The sequence below is a fragment of the Acinetobacter sp. SK-43 genome, assembly GCF_015351505.1.
Lineage (GTDB): Bacteria > Pseudomonadota > Gammaproteobacteria > Pseudomonadales > Moraxellaceae > Acinetobacter > Acinetobacter junii.
Genome location: NZ_JADKPY010000012.1, coordinates 1 through 24,238, shown reverse-complemented (window position 1 = coordinate 24,238; position 24,238 = coordinate 1). Strand labels below are relative to the sequence as shown.

General features: G+C 40.2%; 24 protein-coding genes and 1 riboswitch. Of the genes, 6 read left to right on the top strand and 18 right to left on the bottom strand.

The window, feature by feature from the left end; translation table 11 throughout:
* Nucleotides 1-36 precede the first annotated feature (36 nt).
* Complete coding sequence (locus tag IRT38_RS03885; RefSeq protein WP_087539943.1) at nt 37-837, bottom strand: MBL fold metallo-hydrolase; 801 nt, start codon at nt 835-837, stop codon at nt 37-39.
* A gap of 213 nt (nt 838-1,050) precedes the next feature.
* Here IRT38_RS03885 and IRT38_RS03880 point away from each other — a divergent pair, with 213 nt between their 5' ends.
* Entirely contained in the window at nt 1,051-3,180 is a 2,130-nt protein-coding gene (locus tag IRT38_RS03880; RefSeq protein WP_194596993.1) for a TonB-dependent siderophore receptor, read from the top strand.
* Nucleotides 3,181-3,237: 57 nt separating this feature from the next.
* On the opposite strand, the gene IRT38_RS03875 is transcribed toward IRT38_RS03880, so the two are convergent.
* From IRT38_RS03875 to IRT38_RS03855, 5 genes are all read right to left on the bottom strand, one after another.
* The gene (locus IRT38_RS03875) at nt 3,238-3,816 is read right to left on the bottom strand and encodes a TMEM165/GDT1 family protein (protein ID WP_004951316.1); all 579 of its coding nucleotides are present in this window, start codon (nt 3,814-3,816) and stop codon (nt 3,238-3,240) included.
* Nucleotides 3,817-3,900: 84 nt separating this feature from the next.
* A riboswitch (yybP-ykoY riboswitch) is annotated at nt 3,901-4,041 on the bottom strand.
* Between the two features lie 34 nt (nt 4,042-4,075).
* Nucleotides 4,076-4,363 (bottom strand): hypothetical protein, encoded by a 288-nt coding sequence (locus tag IRT38_RS03870; RefSeq protein WP_194596992.1) that lies wholly within the window; start codon nt 4,361-4,363, stop codon nt 4,076-4,078.
* 133 nt (nt 4,364-4,496) lie between these two features.
* A complete protein-coding gene (locus tag IRT38_RS03865; RefSeq protein ID WP_194596991.1) occupies nt 4,497-6,461 on the bottom strand; it encodes a 2-oxo acid dehydrogenase subunit E2 in 1,965 nt (654 codons plus the stop codon).
* A 2-nt stretch (nt 6,462-6,463) separates the two neighbouring features.
* A complete protein-coding gene (aceE, locus tag IRT38_RS03860) occupies nt 6,464-9,181 on the bottom strand; it encodes a pyruvate dehydrogenase (acetyl-transferring), homodimeric type (protein WP_004964934.1) in 2,718 nt (905 codons plus the stop codon).
* A 203-nt stretch (nt 9,182-9,384) separates the two neighbouring features.
* The gene (locus IRT38_RS03855; protein ID WP_004909910.1) at nt 9,385-10,092 is read right to left on the bottom strand and encodes a M23 family metallopeptidase; all 708 of its coding nucleotides are present in this window, start codon (nt 10,090-10,092) and stop codon (nt 9,385-9,387) included.
* 106 nt (nt 10,093-10,198) lie between these two features.
* Here IRT38_RS03855 and IRT38_RS03850 point away from each other — a divergent pair, with 106 nt between their 5' ends.
* Nucleotides 10,199-10,639: a DUF721 domain-containing protein gene (locus tag IRT38_RS03850; RefSeq protein WP_194596990.1), complete on the top strand. Its 441-nt coding sequence runs from the start codon at nt 10,199-10,201 to the stop codon at nt 10,637-10,639.
* Nucleotides 10,640-10,737: 98 nt separating this feature from the next.
* Here the strand turns inward: IRT38_RS03850 and lpxC are convergent, their stop codons facing one another.
* The 9 genes from lpxC to IRT38_RS03805 form a co-directional block, all read right to left on the bottom strand.
* A complete protein-coding gene (gene lpxC / locus IRT38_RS03845; RefSeq protein ID WP_004909915.1) occupies nt 10,738-11,640 on the bottom strand; it encodes a UDP-3-O-acyl-N-acetylglucosamine deacetylase in 903 nt (300 codons plus the stop codon).
* 111 nt (nt 11,641-11,751) lie between these two features.
* Complete coding sequence (gene ftsZ, locus IRT38_RS03840; protein ID WP_194596989.1) at nt 11,752-12,933, bottom strand: cell division protein FtsZ; 1,182 nt, start codon at nt 12,931-12,933, stop codon at nt 11,752-11,754.
* A gap of 166 nt (nt 12,934-13,099) precedes the next feature.
* Complete coding sequence (gene ftsA / locus IRT38_RS03835) at nt 13,100-14,362, bottom strand: cell division protein FtsA (RefSeq protein WP_004909921.1); 1,263 nt, start codon at nt 14,360-14,362, stop codon at nt 13,100-13,102.
* Nucleotides 14,363-14,427: 65 nt separating this feature from the next.
* Complete coding sequence (locus tag IRT38_RS03830; RefSeq protein WP_004951291.1) at nt 14,428-15,285, bottom strand: cell division protein FtsQ/DivIB; 858 nt, start codon at nt 15,283-15,285, stop codon at nt 14,428-14,430.
* A gap of 6 nt (nt 15,286-15,291) precedes the next feature.
* Nucleotides 15,292-16,218 carry a D-alanine--D-alanine ligase gene (locus IRT38_RS03825; RefSeq protein ID WP_194596988.1) on the bottom strand — a complete coding sequence of 309 codons (927 nt, stop codon included), beginning with the start codon at nt 16,216-16,218 and terminating at the stop codon, nt 15,292-15,294.
* 110 nt (nt 16,219-16,328) lie between these two features.
* The gene (gene murC / locus IRT38_RS03820) at nt 16,329-17,774 is read right to left on the bottom strand and encodes a UDP-N-acetylmuramate--L-alanine ligase (protein WP_004951289.1); all 1,446 of its coding nucleotides are present in this window, start codon (nt 17,772-17,774) and stop codon (nt 16,329-16,331) included.
* A gap of 13 nt (nt 17,775-17,787) precedes the next feature.
* Nucleotides 17,788-18,885, bottom strand: coding sequence for an undecaprenyldiphospho-muramoylpentapeptide beta-N-acetylglucosaminyltransferase (gene murG, locus IRT38_RS03815; RefSeq protein WP_005403409.1), 1,098 nt, complete (start codon nt 18,883-18,885; stop codon nt 17,788-17,790).
* A gap of 229 nt (nt 18,886-19,114) precedes the next feature.
* Complete coding sequence (gene gshB, locus IRT38_RS03810) at nt 19,115-20,059, bottom strand: glutathione synthase (RefSeq protein WP_194596987.1); 945 nt, start codon at nt 20,057-20,059, stop codon at nt 19,115-19,117.
* 223 nt (nt 20,060-20,282) lie between these two features.
* On the bottom strand, nt 20,283-20,765 hold the full coding sequence (locus IRT38_RS03805; RefSeq protein ID WP_194596986.1) for a glutathione peroxidase: 483 nt from the start codon (nt 20,763-20,765) through the stop codon (nt 20,283-20,285).
* Between the two features lie 179 nt (nt 20,766-20,944).
* On the opposite strand from IRT38_RS03805, the gene IRT38_RS03800 reads away from it, so the two are divergent.
* From IRT38_RS03800 to IRT38_RS03785, 4 genes are all read left to right on the top strand, one after another.
* A complete protein-coding gene (locus IRT38_RS03800) occupies nt 20,945-21,397 on the top strand; it encodes a MarR family winged helix-turn-helix transcriptional regulator (protein ID WP_194596985.1) in 453 nt (150 codons plus the stop codon).
* Nucleotides 21,398-21,598, top strand: coding sequence for a DUF3565 domain-containing protein (locus IRT38_RS03795; protein WP_194596984.1), 201 nt, complete (start codon nt 21,398-21,400; stop codon nt 21,596-21,598).
* A 216-nt stretch (nt 21,599-21,814) separates the two neighbouring features.
* On the top strand, nt 21,815-22,513 hold the full coding sequence (locus IRT38_RS03790; protein WP_194596983.1) for a hypothetical protein: 699 nt from the start codon (nt 21,815-21,817) through the stop codon (nt 22,511-22,513).
* A gap of 8 nt (nt 22,514-22,521) precedes the next feature.
* Entirely contained in the window at nt 22,522-23,073 is a 552-nt protein-coding gene (locus IRT38_RS03785) for a macro domain-containing protein (RefSeq protein WP_114238013.1), read from the top strand.
* Between the two features lies 1 nt (nt 23,074).
* Here IRT38_RS03785 and IRT38_RS03780 read toward each other — a convergent pair whose 3' ends face one another.
* From IRT38_RS03780 to IRT38_RS03770, 3 genes are read right to left on the bottom strand one after another with little or no spacing between them, the layout of a single operon-like run.
* Entirely contained in the window at nt 23,075-23,461 is a 387-nt protein-coding gene (locus IRT38_RS03780) for a type II toxin-antitoxin system death-on-curing family toxin (RefSeq protein ID WP_005324872.1), read from the bottom strand.
* Nucleotides 23,458-23,637: a hypothetical protein gene (locus IRT38_RS03775; RefSeq protein ID WP_004679044.1), complete on the bottom strand. Its 180-nt coding sequence runs from the start codon at nt 23,635-23,637 to the stop codon at nt 23,458-23,460. The genes IRT38_RS03780 and IRT38_RS03775 overlap by 4 nt, the downstream gene beginning before the upstream one ends.
* Nucleotides 23,638-23,686: 49 nt before the next feature.
* Nucleotides 23,687-24,022 carry a hypothetical protein gene (locus tag IRT38_RS03770; protein WP_194596982.1) on the bottom strand — a complete coding sequence of 112 codons (336 nt, stop codon included), beginning with the start codon at nt 24,020-24,022 and terminating at the stop codon, nt 23,687-23,689.
* Nucleotides 24,023-24,238: the final 216 nt, after the last annotated feature.

The window sequence follows — 24,238 nt, the reverse complement described above, 5'->3', positions numbered from 1 at the left end:
TCATGCGTCGATTTTGCTAAATCACCTACATCCAAATTAGGTTGTTGGGCAGCTAAATACGTATTCGCTCATCAGATCAACACCGCATTCAAGTGTTTCAATCCAATCAAGAAATTGATTGATCATTTCTTTACCGACAAATGCCGTGCCATGCTGTGGAACGATCATATCAATATCCATTTGACGAACCATATTGACCCATAAACGTATCACTTTGTTGGAACACATATAGCGTTGGTGAAAGCCTTTCATTTTTTTAATATGCGCTTCAAAGTCGACAATCGGCAGACTAGCATCTTCAACAATTGATGCGCCCATATCACCTGAGAAAAGAATCTTTGCAGTTGGGTCATAAAACTGAAAATTCCCGACGGAATGTAAGAAATGCGCAGGAACTGCAATAATCGCCGACTCTCCCAAAGGAATAACTTGACCTGTATCAGGGAGTTCAATCAAACGCTCTTCCCAATTGCCTTTCATTCGATCACTCATAAAAGCAGAATTGAGATGGGGTAAGAAACGTGCCCATAGCTTAGATGCAACGACTTTAGCATCGGTATAGACCAACCAACGTGGCATCGAAGTGATAATGTCAGGATCTTGATGCGAAGCCATCACATAATCTAGATTCTTCAATTTGGTATAGCGATTAAGTTCCATTGTGAGCGGAACATAAGTCAAATCACCACCTGGATCTAAGACGGCTGCACGATCATGATCAATAATTAAAAACTGGTTGGCTTGAATTCCCTCACCTTTTACCAAACTGGTAAAACTAATACATTTATGCTGACCATTATCGAATAATATCTGTGATGTTGTCCTTTCAAAGCTCATAGCAACCCCATAAAAATTCTTTAAATATGAATTATTTTAATTCCATAATAAAATAATGGGATTAAGTTAATGTTTCAATCGAATGTTGGATATTTATCGTAATTTTTAAAAAATTATTTTTCGATATATTTATTGGATTTAGCACGCCCAAGCTTTAAAATATAATAATTCTCATTAGCATCTTTATTGATCTGCCCTTTCTTGGAAATTTCTATGCTCTTTACGCGCCCCACTTTACTTGTAACCTTTATTTTGAGCCATATAACAAGCGCTGCTTATGCAACTGAAGATCAAAGCAATATCCTTCCAACAATTTCCATCAAAGCTCAACAAGATAAAAACAATGATTATGTGGCGACACAAGCAACATCCACTTTGAAATCAAATGCGCCATTATTTAAAACAGCACAGTCTGTTACGGTGATTACCCAAGAACAATTACAACAAAAACAAGCTCAAACTTTGGCTGAAGCCCTAAATGGTGTTGCAGGGGTCGTCTCAGGGCAACTCGGAAGGCGGGGTTGGGATGATTTTATTATTCGTGGGCAAACCTCATCTGATCAGGTCTTTATTGATGGGTTACGTCAAGGTCAAAGTACCTTTGTTGCTACTGAAGTTTCAGGTATGGATCAAGTTCAAATTTTAAAAGGACCTGCATCGGTTAACTTTGGTTTAGTTCAACCTGGTGGCATGGTGAACATGGTCACCAAACGCCCACAAGCCGAGAGCTTTTACCGCAGCGCTTTCACCTACGGCTCTCATCAACTCAAGCAAGCAACATTCGATATCAACTACAGTCCAAATAAAAGTGAGAAAGGTGCTTTTCGCTTAAATGGTCGCATCTCTGATCAAAATGATCCGACTGACTTCGTTTATTTTAAAAACTACTATATCTCACCTTCTTATAATTTTGATTTAGGCGATAAAACCGATTTATCAGTAATTGCCAGCTATCAACATCGTGAATATCTACGACAACAAGGTTTACCAGTCTTAGGTACATTATTAAATAATCCAAATGGCGCATTGAATCCCAAACTATTAATTAGTGAACCATCACATGGCGCTTATGAGGCCGATGTCTATCGTATAGGTTATAATTTCGCACATCGTTTTGAAAATGATTGGCAATTTAAACAAAACTTTGCAGTACAAAAAACAGAAATGCTTGGACCCGCAGTATTTGCTGCAACAGGTAAAAACTTTTGGGCAAAAAATGAAGAAGGTAAAATTGATTACACCACGATCCAACGACAAGGGCGTTATCAAGATGTCGATAACTTAAATTTTTCTATCGATAATCAACTGCAAAAAACATTAAATTTCGGTAACACCTCACATGAAATCACAGTGGGAGTTGATGCCATGCAAGAAAAAAGTGATTACATCAATAATCGTTGTACAGTGGGTAATTTGAATCTCTATAAACCTGAATACAATACCAAGGTGACTTGCCCAGATATACCGACCAACCATGATATCAATCGTCTCAGATATACAGGTTTATATCTTCGTGATCGAATCGAATTGAATGATCAGCTGGTTTTGAATCTCGCGGGGCGACATGACTGGACTGAAACAACCACTCAAAATTTAGTTAAAAATACCGAAACAACCCAATCTGAGAATGCATTTACAGGTAATGCCTCTTTGCTTTACAGCATCAATGAAATCGCTGCACCTTATGTGAGTTATGCAACCTCATTCTTACCTGTAATTGGTACAGATTTCCATGACAACGCCTTTAAACCCGAGAAAGGCAAGCAAATTGAAGTAGGTCTAAAACTACAAAGTCCAGATCAACGCATTCAAGGCAGTATCGCTTGGTTTGATTTACGTCGCCAAAATGTTTCCGTGACTGATCAAATCAACACAGGTTTTAAAGTACAACGTGGCGAACAGCTGACACGTGGAATCGAAACAGAGCTTGCAGCGCATTTATTTGATCAACTCAAAATTACAGCTGCCTATACCTACACGCCGGATGCAGAAATAAGTAAAGATACTCAAGCTGAGAATATCGGATTGACGATAGATAATGTTCCAAAGCACAGTTATAGCTTGTCTACACGCTATCGTTTTAAACCCAATTCAAATTTAGGTTGGTATGTAGGCGCAGGCGTTCGCGGTGAAAGCAAAAAAAGTGTTAATGGTTTAACAGTCGATCTTCCAAGCTATACCTTGTTTGATACTGAGGCAGGTTATGATGCCGAACACTGGGGTGCTCAACTGGCAATCCGCAATATGTTTGATAAAGGTTATTATGCTGGTGCGCTCAACGAGAACTTAGTTACTTTAGGCAATCCACGCCAAATTAATTTTACAGTGAAGTTTAATTATTAATTTTCTCTCGACATAAAACATGCACCTGCTCAACAACAGGTGCATGTTTGAATAAGATTAAGCAAAATAATAATGCTGAACTAAGGTTGAAATACCTACCACCAAGAAAATCGCTGCACCAATTTTATGGATCAAAGAGATTGGTAATTTATCAGCCAACTTATTACCAATAAATACTGCTGGGGCATTTGCAAGCATCATTCCAACAGTAGTACCACACATGACCCAAAATACACTGTCAAATCGTGCAGCTAAGGCAACAGTTGCAATTTGGGTTTTATCACCGATTTCGGCCAAGAAAAATAGAATAAAGGTCGCACCAAATACTCCAAATCTCTGCCATTTATTGATGCTTTCTGTTTCATCACCAAGTTCATCAGGGATCAACATCCAGATCGCCATCCCGATAAAACCAAGTGCAAGTATCCAAATCAAAATTTCAGGACTGAGAACAGTCGTAATCCATTGACCAAAAACAGCAGAAATACCGTGGTTAATCGTGGTTGCTAATAAAATTGCGATGAGGATTGGAACAGGTTTTCGGAAACGTGCTGCTAACAATAAAGCGAGTAATTGTGTCTTATCACCCATTTCAGCAAGGGCAACGATCGAAGTAGAGATGAGAAATTCATACATAATTGAATGCTCTGGCTAGCAATATATACCGATGATCTACCCCTCCTGCTAGCCAAAATCAATTAGATTGATGCAGAGTGATAAATCAAAGGTCTTGCCAACAAAAGCACAGCTAAATAGCTGTTCTTGGTTCTTTGCTATGATGACCATGTTCTGTTGAACAATTATGTTGATCATCACCTCTTTACTTTGCGTAAAGAGCGGCTACTCCCCAATGAAGTGTTTTTATTCTATCAAAGAACTTTATTGTTTTGAATCTTTAAGTCCAAAATTTCTGGTAACCCCACATTAACAATCGAACCAGACCTAATAGTAGAGCTAAATAAACACTTATACCAAGAAAACCAAAACTACCCCAGCCACTGCTCGTATTTAAATTTTGTGCCTGATGTTCCATCGCCATCACAATGGTTGCGACTAATAATTCAATCCCCATCACAATATAAAGCACCCACTCTGATGGAAAATGCAGAAAGCTCACCCATAATCCCATAAGCACAGAAACTACCAGCAATAATGGCAACATGACTCTATAAATCGCAAACATTTCTCCACCTCAAATTCAGTGCTTGATTCCCTCATTGCTCATTTTCAAATTGATAGCAAATAAAGTAACGTTTTTCTATATTCAACAAAAAGAAAACCCCGCCTGAGCGAGGTATTCTTAAATCAATTATTCGTTAGAGCAATAAGCTACGAATATCTTTTAATAGCTTGGTCAATTTATTGGTAAAGCGTGCCGCATCAGCCCCATTAATAACTCGATGATCATATGACAACGATAATGGCAACATTAAGCGTGGATCAAAATCTTTACCATTCCATACAGGTTGCATGGTTGCTGGAGAGATACCCAAAATTGCGACTTGAGGCCAGTTCACTAAAGGCGTAAATGCAGTTCCTCCAATACTACCTAAGCTCGTAATGGTAAAGTTGGCACCTTGCAAATCTTTCGGTGATAACTTACGATCACGCGCTTTTTGACTTAGCTCAGCCAATTCCATCGCGATTTGCTTAATGGATTTTTGGTCAGGATTACGCAGTACAGGAACTGTTAAGCCATCAGGTGTAGCGACTGCGATACCCATATGAATTTCGTTACGCAACAACACTGACTTTTGATCATCTGCCAAATGACCCGCGAAATAAGGTTCTTCTTTTAACAAGTGAGCAACCGCTTTCGCGATGAACGCTAAAATAGTTAAGCTAATTCCTTGTTTTTTGAACCCATCTTTCAGTTCGCCACGCCATGCTTCAAGCTCTGTAATATCAGCCAAGTCAAACTGCGTTACTTGTGGGATGAAGTTATTCAATGACAATTGCGGAACAGAGACCTGTTGCAAACGCGTCATTGCTTTTACTTCGCCACCACCGAAGGCAGTGAAATCAGGTAATGATGGCAAGCCTGAAGCGACAGGTGCAGCCTGTGTACTAGGAGCAGCTTGCGGTGCAGTTAAACGCGTTTTTACATAAGCAAAAACATCGTCTTTCATCACACGACCGTGTTCACCAGAGGCTTTCACTTGACCAAGGACTACTCCGAGTTCACGCGCCAATTTACGTACCGCTGGACCCGCATAAACTTTGGCATTGTCAGCTTCTTGCTCTTTGGTCAGCTTCTCAGCTTGCGCTGGCGCACTCGGTGCTGCTGTCGCTACCGCCTGTGGTTTTGTTGGTGCAGCTTCAGTAGCAGTTTGTTGCTTTGCAGCTGATTGAGTTTTTGGTGCTACTTGAGCAGCGGCCTGACCACTCACCTCTATCGTTGCCAAAGCCATGCCTTGACAAACTTCTTGATTGGCTGACACATGGATTGCTCTCACAATCCCCGCAACCGAGCTTGGAACTTCAACAGATGCCTTATCTGACTCAACCACGCATAAGCTTTGTTGAGCTTCAACGCGATCACCAACATTGACCAAAATTTCTGAAACAAGTGCTTTTTCTACACCTAGATCAGGTACTTCAATTTCAACATTACCTGTTGAGCTATTAGTTGCAGCTGAGGCTTCTGTAGTTGCTACTGTTTGAGCTGGAGCTACTTGCGGTTCAGATGGTACTACAGCACTCGCGGTCTTGACCTGAATCAATACCACTCCTTCCTTAATGCTGTCGCCTTCTTTGATTTGAATCGCTTCAACTACGCCTGCAACTGAACTCGGAACTTCGACCGTTGCCTTATCTGACTCAACAACGACAATACTTTGTTCAGCTTCAATTTCATCGCCAACTTTTACAAGAACTTCGGCAACCAAAGCTTTCTCAACACCAATATCTGGAACTTTTACATCCACAACTTGCGTCGAAGTCGCAGATTGGTTAACGACAGGTGCAGATGGAGTTTCAATCTGTTCAGATTGAGTTTCTACCTTCGGAGTTTCAACTTGAGCTGTTTCGACAACACGACTTTCCGTTGCTTGAGATTCTGCTTCCAGTTCAACTAAAGCAACACCTTCAGTAACTTCATCACCTTGCTTAACCAAAATACTTTTCACGATACCTGCGGCAGTACTTGGAACTTCTACCGTCGCTTTATCAGACTCTAGAACTAGAAGGCTATCTTCTACAGCGACTCGATCACCTACTTTTACCAAAATTTCGGCGACCAAAGCTTTATCAACGCCAATATCAGGTGCTTGGATTTGCATGATTAGTTCCCCTCACCTGTTTGGTTTTCGTGATATTCAGCCACAGCTTGCACTTGTGGGTGCGCCTGTGGTGCCCATGCAACTGGACGATCTGTATCTAACTCAAATGATGAGATTGCGTCTTTTACTAAACGGTTTTCCACTTCACCTTCGTCGGCTAATTTTTTCAAAGTCGCAACCACGATATGTGCCGCATCAACTCCGAAATAGCTACGCAAATTAGCACGAGTATCTGAGCGACCATAACCATCTGTCCCCAAAGTGACATATGGACGATTGTCTGGTAAATATGCTCGGATTTGCTCACTATAAACGCGCATGTGATCCGTAGCTGAAACTACAATACCGTCAGTATCACGTAATTGCTGAGATACCCAAGATTCTTTTGCTGTCTCAGTCAATGGATGTAAACGATTATATTCGTCACATGCCATACCATCACGCGCTAGCTCGTTGAAACTCGTCACACTCCAGACATTTGAATGAATCTGATATTCATCACGAAGTATTTTTGCTGCTTTGATCACTTCACGTAAAATGACACCTGAGCCTAATAGTTGAACCGTTGCTTGCTCATCTTTCTGCAACAAATACATACCACGCTTAATGCCTTCTTCTGCACCTTCAGGCATTTCAGGATGTTCGTAGTTTTCGTTCATCACTGTTAAATAATAGAACACACGCTCTTGATCTTGATACATGCGTTTCAAGCCGTCGTGCACAATCACCGCAAGTTCATAACCAAAACAAGGATCATAAGAAACACAGTTTGGAATCGTACCTGCCAAGATATGAGAATGACCATCTTGGTGTTGTAGACCTTCACCATTTAAGGTGGTACGTCCAGCAGTTGCACCTAACAAGAAGCCTTGCGCTTGTGCATCACCTGCCGCCCATGCAATATCCCCAATACGTTGGAAACCAAACATTGAGTAATACATGTACATCGGAATCATTGGTAAATTATTGGTTGAATAACTAGTCCCTAACGCAGCCCAAGCACTCATCGCACCAGCTTCGTTAATCCCTTCTTGCAACATATGACCATCTTTCGCTTCACGATAATTCATGAGCTGTTCATTGTCTTCAGGGGTATATTTTTGTCCGTGTGCGGCATAAATCCCGAGTTGGCGGAACATACCTTCCAAGCCGAATGTACGAGCTTCATCTGGAACGATTGGGACAACATGATCTTTGATAGCTTTTTCTTTTAACAAAGCTGAGATCAAACGTACCATCAACATCGTCGTTGATTGCTCTTTTCCGCCACTGCCTTTTAATACGGCATCAAAAACTGACAGTTCAGGTATTGGCAAAGAAGTACTTTCCTTACGACGTGCAGGTAGGTAACCACCTAACGCTTCACGACGTGCTTTCATGTACTTCATTTCTGGAGAGTTTTCACTTGGACGGTAGAATGGAAGCTCTTCTAACTTATCATCTGTAAATGGCAAGTTAAAACGGTCACGCACATATTTCAAAGAGTCGATCTGCATTTTTTTGATTTGGTGCGTTTTGTTCACCGCTTCAATTTCTTCAGACAATCCGTAACCTTTAACTGTTTTCGCAAGAATAACGGTCGGTTGACCTTTGGCTTTCATTGCTTCTGCATAAGCAGCAAAAACCTTGTACGGGTCATGACCACCACGGTTCAGATTATCGATATCTTCATCGCTTAAATCTTTTACCAATTCCGCAGCTTCTGGGTACTTGCCAAAGAATTTCTCACGCGTATACGCACCACCTTTCACTTGATAGCGTTGGTACTCACCATCAACTGTTTCTTCCATGACCGCTTTTAAAGCGCCTGAAGTATCTTGAGCGAGTAGTGGATCCCAATGACGACCCCAAACTACTTTAATGACACGCCAGCCTGCACCACGGAATAAAGATTCTAATTCTTGAATAATTTTCCCGTTACCACGTACAGGACCATCGAGGCGCTGTAAATTACAATTCACGACCCAAATCAGGTTATCAAGCTTTTCACGTCCCGCAAGTGAAATTGCACCAGTACTTTCTGGCTCATCCATCTCACCATCGCCAAGATATGCCCAGACTTTACGATTCTCTTCTTTAATCAAACCACGATTCATCAAGTACTTTTGAATATGAGCTTGATAAATTGACATGATTGGACCAAGACCCATCGATACGGTAGGGAATTGCCAATAATCAGGCATCAAATATGGATGAGGGTAACTTGGGAGACCATTACCCCCCACTTCACGACGGAAATTATTAAGTTGCTCTTCATTCAAACGTCCTTCCAAGAAAGAACGTGCATAAATACCAGGTGCACAGTGACCTTGGTAGTAAATCATGTCGCCACCAAAATTATCAGAGGCAGCGCGGAAGAAATGGTTAAAACCAACATCATATAACGTCGCAGAAGATGCGAAACTTGCAAGGTGACCACCTAAGTCATCACCTGTTTTGTTTGCACGTAAAACCATTGCAAGTGCATTCCAACGAATCAAGGCACGAATACGTCGCTCCATATCTTGATCGCCTGGCATTGCTGGTTGTTCTTCAACTGAGATCGTGTTGAGATAAGGTGTATTTAAGCGTTGGATCGGCACATGTTTTGCAATCGCACGTTGATATAGTTTTTCTAGTAAGAAAGCAGCACGTTCTGTGCCCATGTGTTGTAATACTGAATCAAATGCTTCTTGCCATTCCTGGGTTTCTTGCGCGTCAGAGTCGCCATAAAACGCCATACAATTCACCTTTTCCCTTAAGTTATTTTGACGTTCTATTTTTATCATGTTTTGGCTTCATAAAGGTATCGCCCCAAATGAATACAAAATGCCTTAATATTTTCTCACTAAATAGTCATTGACCTAAATAAAACAAAAGACATAAAAAATCGCCAATAATGGCGATTTTCTCAGAATTAATATACAAATGTTATACAAATGACTTAAGGCAGCATCGCTAAGTATGTTGATGGATTTTTACGTTGACCATCTTTTACAACTTCAAAATGTAAATGTGGACCAGTACAACGACCAGTACAACCTACATTTGCAATGTGTTCACCTGCACTCACTCGATCACCAGCATTTACGATTAAACGCGAAGCATGAGCGTAGCGTGTGATATATCCATTGCCATGATCAATTTCAACGTATTGACCATAACCTGAACCCCAACCAGATTTTGTTACAACACCAGGACCGGTTGCATAAATCGGAGTTCCAGATGGTGCTGAAAGATCAATACCTGAATGGTGACGAGTAGAACCAAGTAAAGTACGAGTTCCCCAAGATGAACTTACACGCCCTTCTTCCAACGGATGGCTCACTAACCAAGAATAACCCGTATTTGATGAAAATGATGATGTAGATTTTTCTTTCGGAGTAGAAATTGCCGAACGGCCATATTTCTTTTCAATCATTGCGTTGTTTAATTCAATCGTCTTTTCACGCAACTGAACAGATACATTTGAAACTGCTGGTAGATCTATATCATCTGGATGATTATAAGAACCTTGAGCAAGTGTTTTTGATAATTCTTCTAAACGGTCATCACCCGTAGTTTGAGTGATATTTTGATAATCTGCAAAGGCAACCGATGCTGCAGAAGCAGCTAATGAAAATGCGAGTAAAATACGACGCGTATGATGCATAAAAACCTCTTGAAACCGTCCTTACTAAAGTTCCTTTATCATCTCTTCCTTGAAATCAGCTAAAGTGAACGCTTAAGATGAACATCTAACCTCGTGGGAAGTTAAAATGTCTGAACCTACAAACGTCTTTCAACAGAAAGGACAACACATAAAAACAGGAAACTTAACGTTTCTGACTACGCAAGTCACACAATGGAAACAACTTACGAAAATTATTCAACCATTATTGCCCCAACCAGAACAATGGCAGGTTGTTTGTTATCAACATGGCGTTTTGACCATAACAGGTGAAAATCAAGCAATGATTAGTCAGCTCAGTTATTTACAAAGTCACTATGTTGCGCAGTTAGCTCAGCTTGAAGGTCTCAGAGATTTAAGAAAAATCCAAGTCCGTTTAAGAAATAAAACCGTGGTTTCTCAACAAGTCTCTCCCCCGCCTCAAGCACTTTCTTCAGAGACAAAGGAGCTATTACGCAGTGCCGCTGAACATGTGAGCGACCCTAAGCTTAGCCAAGCTTTACTACGTTTGGCAAGCAATAAAAAGTAAAGTACCGATATTGACGATCGAAACACTCAATCAAATAACGAGAACCACATCACAATTTTAATTGTTATAATATAACATACACAATATAAGACAATGACTTATGTCACACTTACATACGGAATCGGACATTCATTCTCGTTAATAAATGTTACAATTTCATAGCTGCTTGGATCGTTTTGAACATTGCGAAGAAGCTGATTATTCAGAGCGTGTCCTGACTTATAGCCATCAAATTTCGCAATAATTTGATGCCCTAATAGATATAAATCACCTACTGCGTCTAAAATCTTATGGCGAACAAACTCATCGGCGAAGCGCAGCCCTTCTTCATTGACTACGCCTGTATCATCAACACCAATCGCATTTTCCAAACTTGCACCTAATGCAAGATTGTTGGCTTTTAAATAATCCAAATCTTTCATGAAACCAAAAGTTCGGGCTTCGCTAACTTCATAGACAAAGGTTTCTGTAGAGAAGTCGATACTGACAGATTGATATTCTTTTGCGAAGGCGGGATGATCAAAATCGATCGTAAAATTAAGTTGAAAACCTGAATGAGGGGTAAAAATAGCACGCTTATCCTCAAGCAGCGCTTCTACAGGTTTTAAAATTCGGATAAATTTCTTCGGTGCATTTTGCTCTGCAAGCTCACCTTGCATAAGAAGATAGATAAATGGACCAGCACTACCATCCATGATTGGCACTTCGGATGCAGACACTTCAACGATGAGGTTATCAATCCCCAATCCTGCAATCGCACTCATCACATGCTCAATCGTTCCGACTTTAATATCTTCTCGAACGAGATTGGAGCACATAAAGGCTTCTTGGATAAGTAAAGCATTTGCTGGAATATCAACTGGCGGATTTAAATCAATACGGCGAAAGACAATACCTCCATCAATATGGTGTGGAACAAAATTAATCAGCACCTTTTGACCACTGTGCAGACCAATACCGCTCGCTTTCACCACACGTTTCAAAGTACGTTGTTTCACCATGCCACGCCAACTTCATTTGCAAAAACCGATATAACTTAGCATATTTTGCCATTTTAAAAAAATAAAAAAGGGGACAATTACTGTCCCCCTTTAGCTAAACATATGATTTTGTTATTTACGCTGTTGATTTTTCAGATAGTCCTGAATGCTCATCGGCGAAGAACGCGGGGTTGAACTTGGTGCGTTCGCTACTGGTGATTCAGCATTTGTACGCTTACTAATTGCAGGTACATCATCTTCATCAACTGATTGTTGGGCTGTATGTGCTGTGGCATGATGCGTTGTCGCAACGCGCTTCTTCGCCTCAACTTCGCTCGCATTACGAGTCAGACCAGTTGCAATTACAGTCACACGAAGTTCATCACGTGCATCAGGATCAAATACCGTACCGTAGAAGATTTCACCTTCGTCCAAATCAACAATTTGATTGACCACATCGGTAATAATTTCTGTTTCACGTAACGTAATATCATCACCACCAGTAATATTGATCAATACACCTTTAGCATTGATAATATTCACGTTATCGAGTAATGGGCTACGGATTGCTTGTTCAGCTGCTTGGCGAGCACGGTCTTCACCACGTCCCAAACCAGCACCCATCATTGCATAACCACGTGTGCTCATCGCAGTTTTTAAGTCAGCAAAGTCTAGGTTAATGTGACCACGATTTACCACTAAGTCAAAAATACTGCGAACAGCATTTAACAATACATCGTCTGCCTTTTTATAGGCATCTTTCATTGAGATGTCACCATACACGCTGAGTAAGCGTTGATTTGGGATAATAATCAACGAATCTACATGTGCTTCAAGTGCATCGATACCTTTTTCAGCTGATTTTTGACGACGACGACCTTCAAAATTAAAAGGGGTTGTCACAACACCAACGGTCAAAATACCCATTTCTTTAGCTACTTCGGCAACCACAGGTGCTGCACCTGTACCTGTACCACCGCCCATACCTGCGGTGACAAAAACCATGTCCGTGCCTTCGAGATGTTGACGAATCACTTCACGGCTTTCTTCAGCAGCAATCTGACCAACCTCTGGATTTGCACCTGCACCTAAACCACGAGTACTTTGCTCACCCAGCTGGATCTTGAATGGAGCATTCATGCTATCTAGGGCTTGTTTATCCGTGTTTGCACAAACAAACTTTACGCCTTTGATGTCTGACTGCACCATGTGTTGAACAGCGTTACCGCCACCACCACCCACGCCAAATACTGTGAAACGGGCTTGACCGTTGCCATCGTCTAGTTCATCTTCTATAAATTCAAATGAGGCCATGACCTTTAAATTTCCTAATATATAAATGGCAGTTACTTCAGCCCGTTACTGCCTTGATTTTTAAAACTACTGATGCCTAGGATGCTGTTCAATATTACTCAGCTTGTCAAGTCCAGTGACTTACTATTACAACTTCCTAACAATTTTTCCCCAAAATACCTACAAGTTAGAAAATCGCCTTAAGCTTGCTATTGAGTGCATTCCAACCGTTTGCGACACGATCCATAAAACTTCGATCATTCGCTTCTTCAGGTTCTTCAACAGCATCTTGTAAGTCACTTTGGCTAAACATCAACAACCCTGCCGCTGTCGCATACATTGAACGGCGCAATGCAGGTAAGTGCTGATCTTCAGCATAAACTTGCAAAGGCGGATTACCCAAGTGTGCAGATACACCAAGCATACGACGCGCCAAATTCACCATTCCTTCAATTTGACAAGCATCACCTGTGAGTACAACACCATGATATAAACCATGAATTGCACCACTATGCTCTAACTCTTCACGGATAGATGTAAAGATTTCTTCATAACGTGCAATTACAATTTCTGCAAGCTCAATACGACTGATGGTTTGCGTACCATCAATACCTTGAACTTGAATCATATGGTCTGGTTTGACCACACTGATATCGACACAACCATGTAAAATTTTGATGCGTTCGGCTTCTTCAGTTGTAGTCTGTAAAACTGCTGCAATATCACGTGTCACATTTTCACCACCACGCGGTAGAGTACGTGCTAATGCCAAACGTCCATCCAAATAAACCGCAATATTGGTAATACCTGCACCAATATCAACTAAACAAACACCATATTCTTTTTCATCTTTCAGCAAGCTCGATTCAGCTGTTGCAAGGCAAGATACCACCATTTTCTCAACACCAATGTTCGCACCTTTCATCGCGCGATCAAGGTTTTGCATGGTGCTGATCGGCATCATCATCAGCTGATAGTGTCCTGTCATGCTATGTGCTGACATATTCACAGGATTTTGTACCCATTCAGCAGAGTCACCTAACTCAAAACCTAAAGGCACAGCACTTGCTAAATAATAATCAGGGGTCACATGGCTCGCTTTAGCCAACTCTAACGCTCTAACTACTTCATTTGTCGTAATAATATGATCATGATTTGCGACAGGAGTGCGACCTGAAGCATAAAAACTTTGTAATTCAGTACTTGGTATCGACACCCACGCGCTATGAATACGACATTCCGCCATATCTTCTGCTTCGGATACTGCATTTTTAATGGCAGCAATCACTTTGTCTAAGCTGACAATCTTGCCTTTAACCATACCTCGGTTGCGAGCAGTTGCCATGCCGATCACTTGGATTTTATCCGGTGCATGGATCTTACCAATCAAAACTGAGACTTTATGAGTCCCAATATCAATCGCAACAACTGAGGGAACAGCTTCACTCATTACTTCAATACCATATCTTTTGTTGTTTATACGGGCAAAACTGCCTGTTATTTTCAAGCCACGTATTATGGCTTTGCCTGAATTGCACCCGCAAGGTTTGTGTCATCAATCGTTACAACTAATTGACCATTGACAATCTTTGGCGGCATTGCATTTTTCCACTGAATGGCCAAGCCATTTCGGTAACGTAAATCAATCGCCGAGATTTTTGACCATACAGGTTTTAAATCCGTTTGTGCCAATTGGCTCAAGCGTTGTAACTTATTCATGGTTTGATCTTGGTCAACAATAATACGTAAACCTGAATCAAACTGCATGAACCATGTCATACGCTCTGTTAAATAAAGCTCTTTTAACCGCAAATTTGCAGGATAAAACAACTGATTAATTTCATTATAGCGACGCATCATCATTTTGGATTGGCTGACTGGACCATGCAAAAGCGGCAAGTTTGGATGTACCTTTGGCACAGCTTCGCTAAAGACATCGCCATTATCACTGAGCAAGCGCCCTGTTCCCCAACGTGCAATCGCATGTCGCGGCATCACCCGCACACGAATTGCATTTGGCCAAGCTCGTGAAACTACCACCCGATCAACCCATGAGACTTGTAACGCCTGATCACGAATTAATTCTAAATCTGAAGTGAAATAATTATCTTTAATTATAGGATTGAGATGTTGAACCAACTGTTGGTTCTCAACTTCTGATTGAGTACCCACCACCTGCAATTGTGCAACAGTTGCATCTGTCATGACTTTATATAAGCCATAAAGACCAACTGCAAGCACGGCAAATGCAACAACAAGAAGCAGCCAACCACCCGCGTTCACCATTTTTTGTTTAGGCGAAGGCGGTTTCTCATGAATAGAGCTGATGGCAGGTCGTGTTTTACGACGCATTGATGCAGGAAGTTGAGCCATGAATAATTAAGCCGACTTTGCTAAAGTTTGCTCTAAAATTGCTAGGCAAAGCTCATCAAAACTATAACCGACCGCTTGTGCAGCTTTAGGTACAAGCGAGTGGCTGGTCATACCAGGTACAGTATTTACCTCTAACAACCAGAAATTACCTTGCTCATCTTGCATCGCATCAATACGTCCCCAACCTTCTGCACCTACTGCTTGAAATGCACGTAAGCATAGCGCTTGCAAAGACTTTTCTTCATTTTCACTCAAACCACACGGAATACCATATTGGACATCATTGCGTTGGTACTTCGCTTCATAGTCATAAAATGCGACATCAGCTGGGGGTTGCAAACGAATAACTGGCAACGGTTGACCATTCAGGAAAGAAATCGTGAATTCACGACCCGTAATCCATTTTTCAGCCATGACCACTGCATCATGTTTAGTCGCTTTCTCGATTGCCGCAGCAAAATCTTCTGCTTTTTCAACTTTACTCATCCCGACACTCGAACCTTCATGTACAGGCTTGATGATCACAGGCAAACCTAGATCTGCTATAACTGAGTTCAAATCAGAATCTTTTGTAATAATGCGGTATGGAGCTGTTGGCAAATCACTTCCTTGCCAAATTTGTTTGGTTTTGACTTTATCCATACCAATCGCAGAGCCTTGAACGCCCGTTCCTGTATATGGAATATTTAACCACTCAAGCACACCTTGAATTTGTCCGTCTTCACCACCACGACCGTGCAATACAATAAATGCACGATCATAGGCAACAAGCTCAGTTACGCTTTTTTCTTGTGGATCAAATGCTTCTGCTTGTACACCTGAACGCAATAAAGCCTCTAATACAGCTTGACCACTGTCTAATGACACAGCACGCTCAGCCGACTTCCCACCAAATAACACAGCAACTTTGCCGAATTTTGCAGCATTTGACACGTTTATATCCTTAAAACTTTTCTAAATTCTCTAAATCTTCCCGCCCCCTCTTTATGAAAGAGGGAAACTCCGCCCTTTTTTAAAAGAAGGTTGGGAGGAATTTTCTAAAACTATTGGGCATACAAGCGATGCTGAGCCAATTCTACCGAAATTGCACCGACGTTACCCGCACCTTGTGTTAATAACAGGTCATTCGCTTGTAACACTTTTTGCAAAACGTTTGGTAAATTTCCTTCAACAGGATCAACTAAAATTGGCTCAACCTGACCGCGCAAACGAATACTTCGCGCAAGAGCACGGCTGTCTGCACCCACAATCGGCTTTTCACCCGCTGGATAAACTTCTAACAATAAAAGTTGATCAACTTGCGAAAGAACATCCACGAAGTCATCAAAGCAATCACGAGTACGACTAAAACGATGTGGTTGGAACATCATGACTAAACGGCGATCTGGATGACTGGCACGCGCTGCTTTAATCGTTGCTTCAACTTCTTTTGGATGATGACCATAATCATCAACGAGTTTAACAGTGCCTTCACCAACCTCAAATTCACCTTGAACTTGGAAACGACGACCAACACCGCTAAAGCCTTCTAAAGCACGACAAATCGCACCATCAGAAACACCTTCATCTGTCGCAACACCAATCGCCGCAAGCGCATTTAGGACATTGTGTAAACCTGGTTGGTTAATCGTGACACGTAATGGCTCACGATCTTTACGCAATACAGTGAAATGTGAGCGCATACCATCTTGTTCAACGTCAACGGCACGTACATCATTATCTTCATTAAAACCATAGGTCAGTACTGGACGACCAACACGCGGTAAAATTTCGCGAATATTGGCATCATCACCACATACCACAGCCAAACCATAGAACGGCAAGTTATGTAAGAATTGAATAAAGGTATCTTTTAATTTATCGAAACTACCTTCATAAGTGTCCATATGATCGGCATCGATATTGGTCACAATCGCAGCCATTGGCTGCAAATATAAGAATGAAGCATCTGACTCATCCGCTTCTGCTACGATAAAACGGCTTTCACCCAGTGCCGCATTTACCCCTGTACTATTCAGCAATCCACCAATTACGTATGTCGGGTCAAGATTTTCTTCCGCCAACATCGTTGTTAATAAACTAGTCGTTGTAGTTTTACCATGTGTACCTGCGACTGCAATACCATGACGATAACGCATCAACTCACCAAGCATTTCAGCACGGCGTACAATCGGTGTGCGTTGTTCAATCGCGGCTTTAATCTCTGGATTTTCAGGATCAATCGCTGTTGAAACAACAAGGACGTTGGCATTTTTAATATTGTCAGCGCTATGTCCAATAAAGACTTTAACGCCATTCGCTTCGAGTTGCGCTGTGGTTTTTGAGGCTTTAATGTCTGAACCCGAAATTTTATAACCTTGGTTGGCTAATACCTCAGCGATACCGCACATCCCCGCACCACCAATACCAACAAAGTGGATGTTTTTAATACGGCGCATTTCAGGCACTTTGATTAGCTTTTTGGCTTGGTTTGGATTTGTAGGTGACATAGATGGACTCGAATTACAATTTTTTAATCAGATCAACCACATGCTGTGTAGCATTTGGTTGTGCTTGTTGACGTGCTTTAACTGCCATTTCAGAAAGTAACTGACGATTGATCAAGCTACTTAGCAGTTTATCTAACACATCAGGTGTCATTTCTGCTTGTTGACAAATCTTAGCCGCACCAACATTTGCTAAAAACTTCGCATTTGCAGTTTGGTGATCATCTACAGCGATCGGTAGTGGAACAAAAACTGCAGCAACCCCTGCTGTCGCAACCTCGGTGACGGTTAACGCACCCGCACGACAGATAATCAAATCTGCTTCACTATACGCCTTTGCCATATCATGAATGAATGGCTGAACATCAACTTTTAATGTCGCTGGCGCATCTTGATAACGCTCAAGCGTGACATCCTGTTGGTTCTGACCACATTGATGGAATACATTGAGAGGCGCATTTATTTTTTTCAATGCTGCGGGTAAGCGCTCATTCAACGCTTGTGCCCCCAATGACCCTCCCACAATCAATATGCTAATCGGTTGATGCTCCTGCTCTCGGGTTTGATAACGCCAAGAAGGATTCAAAATCGAACTAATTTCCGCACGTACAGGATTGCCTGTGGTGACGACTTTATCACTGTTTGGGAAAGTATTTGGAAATGCCTGACACACGGTTTTGGCAATACGAGCCAATTGAGTGTTGGTAAATCCTGCAATCGCATTTTGCTCATGAATTAATACAGGAATACCAAGTAAACGTGCAGCTAAACCACCTGGCCCTGCGACATAACCACCAAAGCCTGCAACTGCATCAACTTTCAACTGTTTCATGTAGCGCATAGCGCTTAAGGTCGCTTTTAAGATTTTAAAAGGTGCGCTGAGTTTACGGACTAAACCATTACCGCGTACACCTTGAATATCAATTTGATAGATTGGAATATTTTGATCTTTGAGTAAGCGATTTTCCATACCCGATGGTGTGGCTAACCATGAGACTTGGCAACCTTCTTGTTGAAGTTGTTTCGCAACTGCAAGTGCTGGAAAGACATGTCCACCTGTACCAGCGGCCATCATCATGACATGTTTGGGTTTGTTCTGTGGCGAATTGGTCACGGTCTAATTCTTCAACTCAAAAAAGAAGGTTATCGTCTATTGTTTTCGGGAGTTATTTTAATCCTAAAGCTTCATTCACGAAAAGCGAATTTCACCTGTTTACAACAGAAAGCGTGGCTTTTTTCAATTGTTTGCTAAAAACATGGTTCTGTCGACATCTAAATGCCCATTCGCATGTTAATTTTCGCAAAAAACAAATGGGCATTTGGGTCAAAATCTAACAGCTTGATTAATTTGAACGACCTGCTTCTAAGACATTAAATAGATCGTCTGCAATCGATGTTCCAAATTGTGCATCAATCTCGCGGATACAGGTTGGGCTCGTGACATTAATCTCTGTCACATAATTACCAATCACATCAAGACCGACAAAAACTAAGCCTTTTTCACGCAGGAAAGGACCCACTTTTGCTGCGATCATTTTATCATTTTCAGTGAGTGGACGCGCCTGACCTAGACCACCCGCAGCCAAGTTACCACGCACTTCGCCATTTTGTGGAATACGTGCCAAACAATACGGTACAGGTTCACCGTTCACCATCAAAATACGCTTATCTCCTTCGACGATTTCAGGAATATAACGTTGCGCCATGATTGGACGTGTGCCCATTTCGGTGAGCATTTCTAGAGTTGAACCGATGTTTACGCCATCTTGATATAAACGAAAAATCCCCATTCCACCCATTCCATCGAGTGGTTTTACGATCACATCGCCATGTTCTTTAATAAATTCACGAATCAGGCTTTGTTGTGAAGTCACTAAAGTGGGCACTTGAAGTTCTGGGAATTGAGTTGCAAACAATTTTTCATTGCAGTCGCGTAGGGATTGTGGTTTGTTAATAATCCAAGCGCCTTCACGTTCTGCTTGTTCCAAAATATAAGTGGTATAGACAAAATTCATGTCAAATGGTGGGTCTTTGCGCATCAACACCACATCGTAGTCAGCCAATGACTCTTTGCGCTTGTCACCTAACTCATAATAATGATCATAATCTTCAAAGACTTTAAGCGGTGCAATCAGACCAAATGCTTTACCTTGATCAATATATAAATCGTGTTGTAATGCATAACCCAATTCATGCCCGCGACGACTTGCCACCCATAACATTGCCATCGTGGAATCTTTCTTAAGATTTACCGTTTCGATTGGGTCCATCACTACAAGTACACGCATAATTTGACGCTCGTATTTTTAATCTTGGCAAAAAGTATAGCGAAGTTTAGTGATGATGTTTAAACAAGTTATGTAATTCTTAAATCTAAAAAATTCTAATTTATTCAGATCACTAGATTCGATTTATTTAAATAGACGATTTTCTGAGTGATAAAAATTATAAAATTACTGGCAAATGATTTCATTGCCAGTAATTCGTGCAGCATTCGCTTTCAGCATCAAATTAAGCGAAAAGTTTCTGAATATCTTTGCCAATTTTTTCAGGTTTGGTCGTTGGAGAATAACGTTTAATCACTTCGCCATTTTGATTAATCAAAAACTTGGTGAAATTCCATTTGATGCTTTCACTACCTAAAATACCTTTGGCTTCTGAGGTGAGGTATTTATAAATCGGATGTGCATTTGAACCATTCACATCGACTTTGGCAAACATAGGAAATGACACACCATAGTTGCGCTGACAGAAGTTGCCAATTTCTTCATTGCTTGATGGGTCTTGGTTTGCAAACTGATTACATGGAAAACCTAAAATCACCAAACCTTGTTGTTGATAGTCTTGATATAGCTTCTCAAGCCCTTCAAATTGTGGGGTTAAGCCACATTGACTTGCAGTGTTCACTACCAATAAAACTTTGCCTTGATAGTCTGCAAGGTTCTTTTGCTCGCCTTCTAAAAGTTCAGCCTGAAAATCATAAATTGTGGTCATACAACATCTCGCTCTGATTCAATCCATCTTATTTGCTTAATAGCTTTGTCTATTTGTTCAGCTATGTGAATTAATATTGCATACAATTATCTTGCATGCAAGTTAATTATGCGCAATATACTTTTCTTATTAACCAATCTATACTGTGAGCTAGCAAAGGTGACCTTGAGGAGTAAAGCATGACTGAATTTTCTTACTTGGATAATCAAGTGTGTTTTGCAATGTATTCCGCGACCAATGCAATGATTCGTCAATATCGTCCCTTACTTCAGGAATACGACCTAACCTATCCGCAATTTATTGTGCTGTTGGCTTTGTATGAAAAGGACAATGTGACGTTGTCTGAAATTGGACAAAAGACCTTTTTTGATTCAGGCACCCTGACGCCAATTATTAAAAAACTTGAAGAAAAACAGTTTTTAAAGCGCATTGCGGTAAAAGAAGATGAGCGTATGAAAAAGGTGATCTTGCTGGAAAAAGCACTGTCTGCAAAAGATGAAATTACCTTAATTCCTTTTAAACTCGCCTGCTCTTTGGGTCTCGATCCCAATGATTTGGTGGCAATTCATAATCTATGTCATCGCTTCTTAAAGGGTTTGGAAAGTTCTAAACTCGAAAGCATGAGTGAATAAATGCAACAGGCCATTGTTGGTTTTCATATCGATGAAGAAAATCATTGGGTTGCTGATCTAGCTTGTGGTCATACGCAGCATGTGCGCCATGATCCACCGTGGCAAAATCGTCCTTGGGTGTTGACGGAGCAAGGGCGTAAGGAAAAGTTAGGGGTGATGTTGGAATGTAAAAAGTGTGATGAAATGGTGGGATTCGCATAAGAGATTTTATGTTAAATATTAAATTTTCATACCTAAAATAAAACATTTATGTATATGATTTATATAAATTATATTTTTTGTTACAAATGTGATGATACCTAGAGTCTCCTAAAAACCGTTAATGTAATTACAATAGTACCTATTTCTAACTAAATAATTGATTAATATGAAATATATGTGTTAACTTAAGGTTTAAGTTCATCTGAGAAAAGAATAATGGAAAGAAATCTAAATTTAGCAAATTCAATTTTTGCAGGCTTTAATGATAAAAACGGATTAATGATTTGTGGCTATGAATGGGGATGGTCAAAAGAAGATCAAAAACTGGATGAAAGCGATAGCCGTCCCACAGTAGATATGAGCATTGAATGTACATTTAGTAATAAAACCCTAAGGTATGGTCCTTCTGCCAATACTTGGCCTTATGATAAAAATATCAAAAAATGGTTTAAGTTTTGGGGACACCCATTAAACGATGAAAATTTAGGTTCAGACTTTGATAAATGTATTATTCAAACTAATTGGGCCTATACGAGTAATGCAGATATAGAAAGCTATAATCGTTTCTTAGAAAAAGAAGCAGTTGATAATTTTATTCATCATATTGAAGTTTTGAGACCCAAAGTAATTTTATTTATGGGTAGTAAGCTTATTAATTTTCTGAGAAATATAGATGTTTGGGATAGGTTTACTGCTATTGTTGGTCCAGAAATAGAACCCTTAAAAATGGTACAAAAAACAGATTTTGATGGTACTCGATTTAAAGTTTACTTTGATAATTTTGAACAATGCCAAGTTGTGTGCTTACCACATCCATCTAGTAGTAGAGGTCTATCTGATGAATATATCAAATTATTTGAACCAGAATTAGGAACAATCATTACTGAATATAAGAAACAAAAGGGTATTCTATAAAACTAATTATGAAAAAAGTCCATCTCACCCAAGCAGATATAACAACCTTTGCTGTACACGCCATTGTTAATTCAGCAAACAAATCATTGCTTGGTGGAAGTGGGCTTGATTATGTCATTCATAAGAAAGCAGGGCCATTGATGAAAGCTGAATGTATCAAGCTGAATCAAGAAAAAGGTGGGTGTCCAACAGGTCAAGCGGAGGTAACTACCGCTGGTAATTTACCTGCAAAATATCTAATTCATGCAGTTGGTCCGAGATGGTTTAATGGTGAGCGTAATGAGCCACAGTTACTTTGTGATGCTTATAGTAATGCGCTTTTTAAGGCAAATGCACTTCATGCATCTACTGTTTCTTTTCCCAATATTAGTACAGGTGTGTATGGTTTTCCTCGACAATTAGCTTCTGAGATTGCCATAGGCACAATCCTATCTTTATTACATAAATACGAGTATGTCGAAGAGGTATTCTTTATTTGTCGTGAAGAAGAAAACTTTATAATTTATAAAAATATTTTGTTAAATATTGAGGATCCAAATATTCAAATCATAATTTCTTAGTTTAAATCATTGATAGCTCATATAAGAACTCAGCCACAATTTTGGCTAATAATTCATGTTCTTCTTGTGATTCAACAATATCAACCATCAAATCATCTAAACCAGTTTGTTCTTGAATGGTAACACCTTGAATTTCGAGATAAGTCAGCATTACAGCTAAACCAGTTCGCTTATTGCCATCAACAAAAGCATGACCTTTCGATATAGCTATGCCGAACCATGCTGCGATCTCAAAAATATCGCTTACATCGCTGTAATACATCTGCTGATCTATACGACTTAATACGCTTTCTAGCTTTTCAATATGACAACCTGTTCGCCCTACGCCAGTTTGTAATAGGATCTCATCATGTACAGCAATCACGAATGTTGAGCTAATCAAACTCATTTATAAGCAAGCTCTTGAAGTTCAGCTTTATGCTGATTAATAACTCGTTTAGCACTGTGCATCACAACACGTTTTGTTGCTTCATCATTGCTAAATTGAATTGGTAATACTTGACCTGAAACCTTTTGGCGATTTGAAACTTGATCAAGGCTATAGTCTTTTAAGCGTTTTCTCATATTTATAGCTCCATTAATAGAGATGTCTATTTTAGCTCAAATTTTACAATTAGGTGCAATAGTGAGGATCTTTTCTAGGAATAGCTGACTCAGAGTCTATATCAAAGAAATCATAAATCTTAGATGCGGTTTGGGAAGTAAATAATGTCTTATCCATATAGACAATTACTTTATCTTTGTTCATATCGTAAATTACCCGACCTCGTGGAATCTGCTCATATTCATAAGCTCTAAGCTCTGGATATTCACTTTGTACATTTTTCCAATACTCGATATGCGTGTAAGGACTATCAATTAAGCCAATTGAATCAGCATCACCTAAATTAAACACATGAGCTATACCGATGACTTTATTATTCCAATACCAAAAAATCCCTATGTTCATTATCAACCTTTATTTTTAATTTCTCTAAAATTAACATAATACACCTTATGCAAAATACTTGAGCTTTTAACATAAATATCAATATCTTAAATTAGGTCGTTCTAGGGTTCAGCATACTGAAACGGCTTTTATATGATTTTTCACGTTCCACGCTTATTTTTCAATCATTATTTCCTATAATTGATGAATTAAACTCAATAAAAAGGAAGCTTTTGC

What these genes read in the sequence shown, in the direction of transcription:
- IRT38_RS03885 (WP_087539943.1), bottom strand. Translation starts at nt 837, where the DNA reads ATGAGCTTTGAAAGGACAACATCACAGATATTATTCGATAATGGTCAG.
- IRT38_RS03880 (WP_194596993.1), top strand. Translation starts at nt 1,051, where the DNA reads ATGCTCTTTACGCGCCCCACTTTACTTGTAACCTTTATTTTGAGCCAT.
- IRT38_RS03875 (WP_004951316.1), bottom strand. Translation starts at nt 3,816, where the DNA reads ATGTATGAATTTCTCATCTCTACTTCGATCGTTGCCCTTGCTGAAATG.
- IRT38_RS03870 (WP_194596992.1), bottom strand. Translation starts at nt 4,363, where the DNA reads ATGTTTGCGATTTATAGAGTCATGTTGCCATTATTGCTGGTAGTTTCT.
- IRT38_RS03865 (WP_194596991.1), bottom strand. Translation starts at nt 6,461, where the DNA reads ATGCAAATCCAAGCACCTGATATTGGCGTTGATAAAGCTTTGGTCGCC.
- aceE (WP_004964934.1), bottom strand. Translation starts at nt 9,181, where the DNA reads ATGGCGTTTTATGGCGACTCTGACGCGCAAGAAACCCAGGAATGGCAA.
- IRT38_RS03855 (WP_004909910.1), bottom strand. Translation starts at nt 10,092, where the DNA reads ATGCATCATACGCGTCGTATTTTACTCGCATTTTCATTAGCTGCTTCT.
- IRT38_RS03850 (WP_194596990.1), top strand. Translation starts at nt 10,199, where the DNA reads ATGTCTGAACCTACAAACGTCTTTCAACAGAAAGGACAACACATAAAA.
- lpxC (WP_004909915.1), bottom strand. Translation starts at nt 11,640, where the DNA reads ATGGTGAAACAACGTACTTTGAAACGTGTGGTGAAAGCGAGCGGTATT.
- ftsZ (WP_194596989.1), bottom strand. Translation starts at nt 12,933, where the DNA reads ATGGCCTCATTTGAATTTATAGAAGATGAACTAGACGATGGCAACGGT.
- ftsA (WP_004909921.1), bottom strand. Translation starts at nt 14,362, where the DNA reads ATGAGTGAAGCTGTTCCCTCAGTTGTTGCGATTGATATTGGGACTCAT.
- IRT38_RS03830 (WP_004951291.1), bottom strand. Translation starts at nt 15,285, where the DNA reads ATGGCTCAACTTCCTGCATCAATGCGTCGTAAAACACGACCTGCCATC.
- murC (WP_004951289.1), bottom strand. Translation starts at nt 17,774, where the DNA reads ATGTCACCTACAAATCCAAACCAAGCCAAAAAGCTAATCAAAGTGCCT.
- gshB (WP_194596987.1), bottom strand. Translation starts at nt 20,059, where the DNA reads ATGCGTGTACTTGTAGTGATGGACCCAATCGAAACGGTAAATCTTAAG.
- IRT38_RS03805 (WP_194596986.1), bottom strand. Translation starts at nt 20,765, where the DNA reads ATGACCACAATTTATGATTTTCAGGCTGAACTTTTAGAAGGCGAGCAA.
- IRT38_RS03800 (WP_194596985.1), top strand. Translation starts at nt 20,945, where the DNA reads ATGACTGAATTTTCTTACTTGGATAATCAAGTGTGTTTTGCAATGTAT.
- IRT38_RS03795 (WP_194596984.1), top strand. Translation starts at nt 21,398, where the DNA reads ATGCAACAGGCCATTGTTGGTTTTCATATCGATGAAGAAAATCATTGG.
- IRT38_RS03790 (WP_194596983.1), top strand. Translation starts at nt 21,815, where the DNA reads ATGGAAAGAAATCTAAATTTAGCAAATTCAATTTTTGCAGGCTTTAAT.
- IRT38_RS03785 (WP_114238013.1), top strand. Translation starts at nt 22,522, where the DNA reads ATGAAAAAAGTCCATCTCACCCAAGCAGATATAACAACCTTTGCTGTA.
- IRT38_RS03780 (WP_005324872.1), bottom strand. Translation starts at nt 23,461, where the DNA reads ATGAGTTTGATTAGCTCAACATTCGTGATTGCTGTACATGATGAGATC.
- IRT38_RS03775 (WP_004679044.1), bottom strand. Translation starts at nt 23,637, where the DNA reads ATGAGAAAACGCTTAAAAGACTATAGCCTTGATCAAGTTTCAAATCGC.
- IRT38_RS03770 (WP_194596982.1), bottom strand. Translation starts at nt 24,022, where the DNA reads ATGAACATAGGGATTTTTTGGTATTGGAATAATAAAGTCATCGGTATA.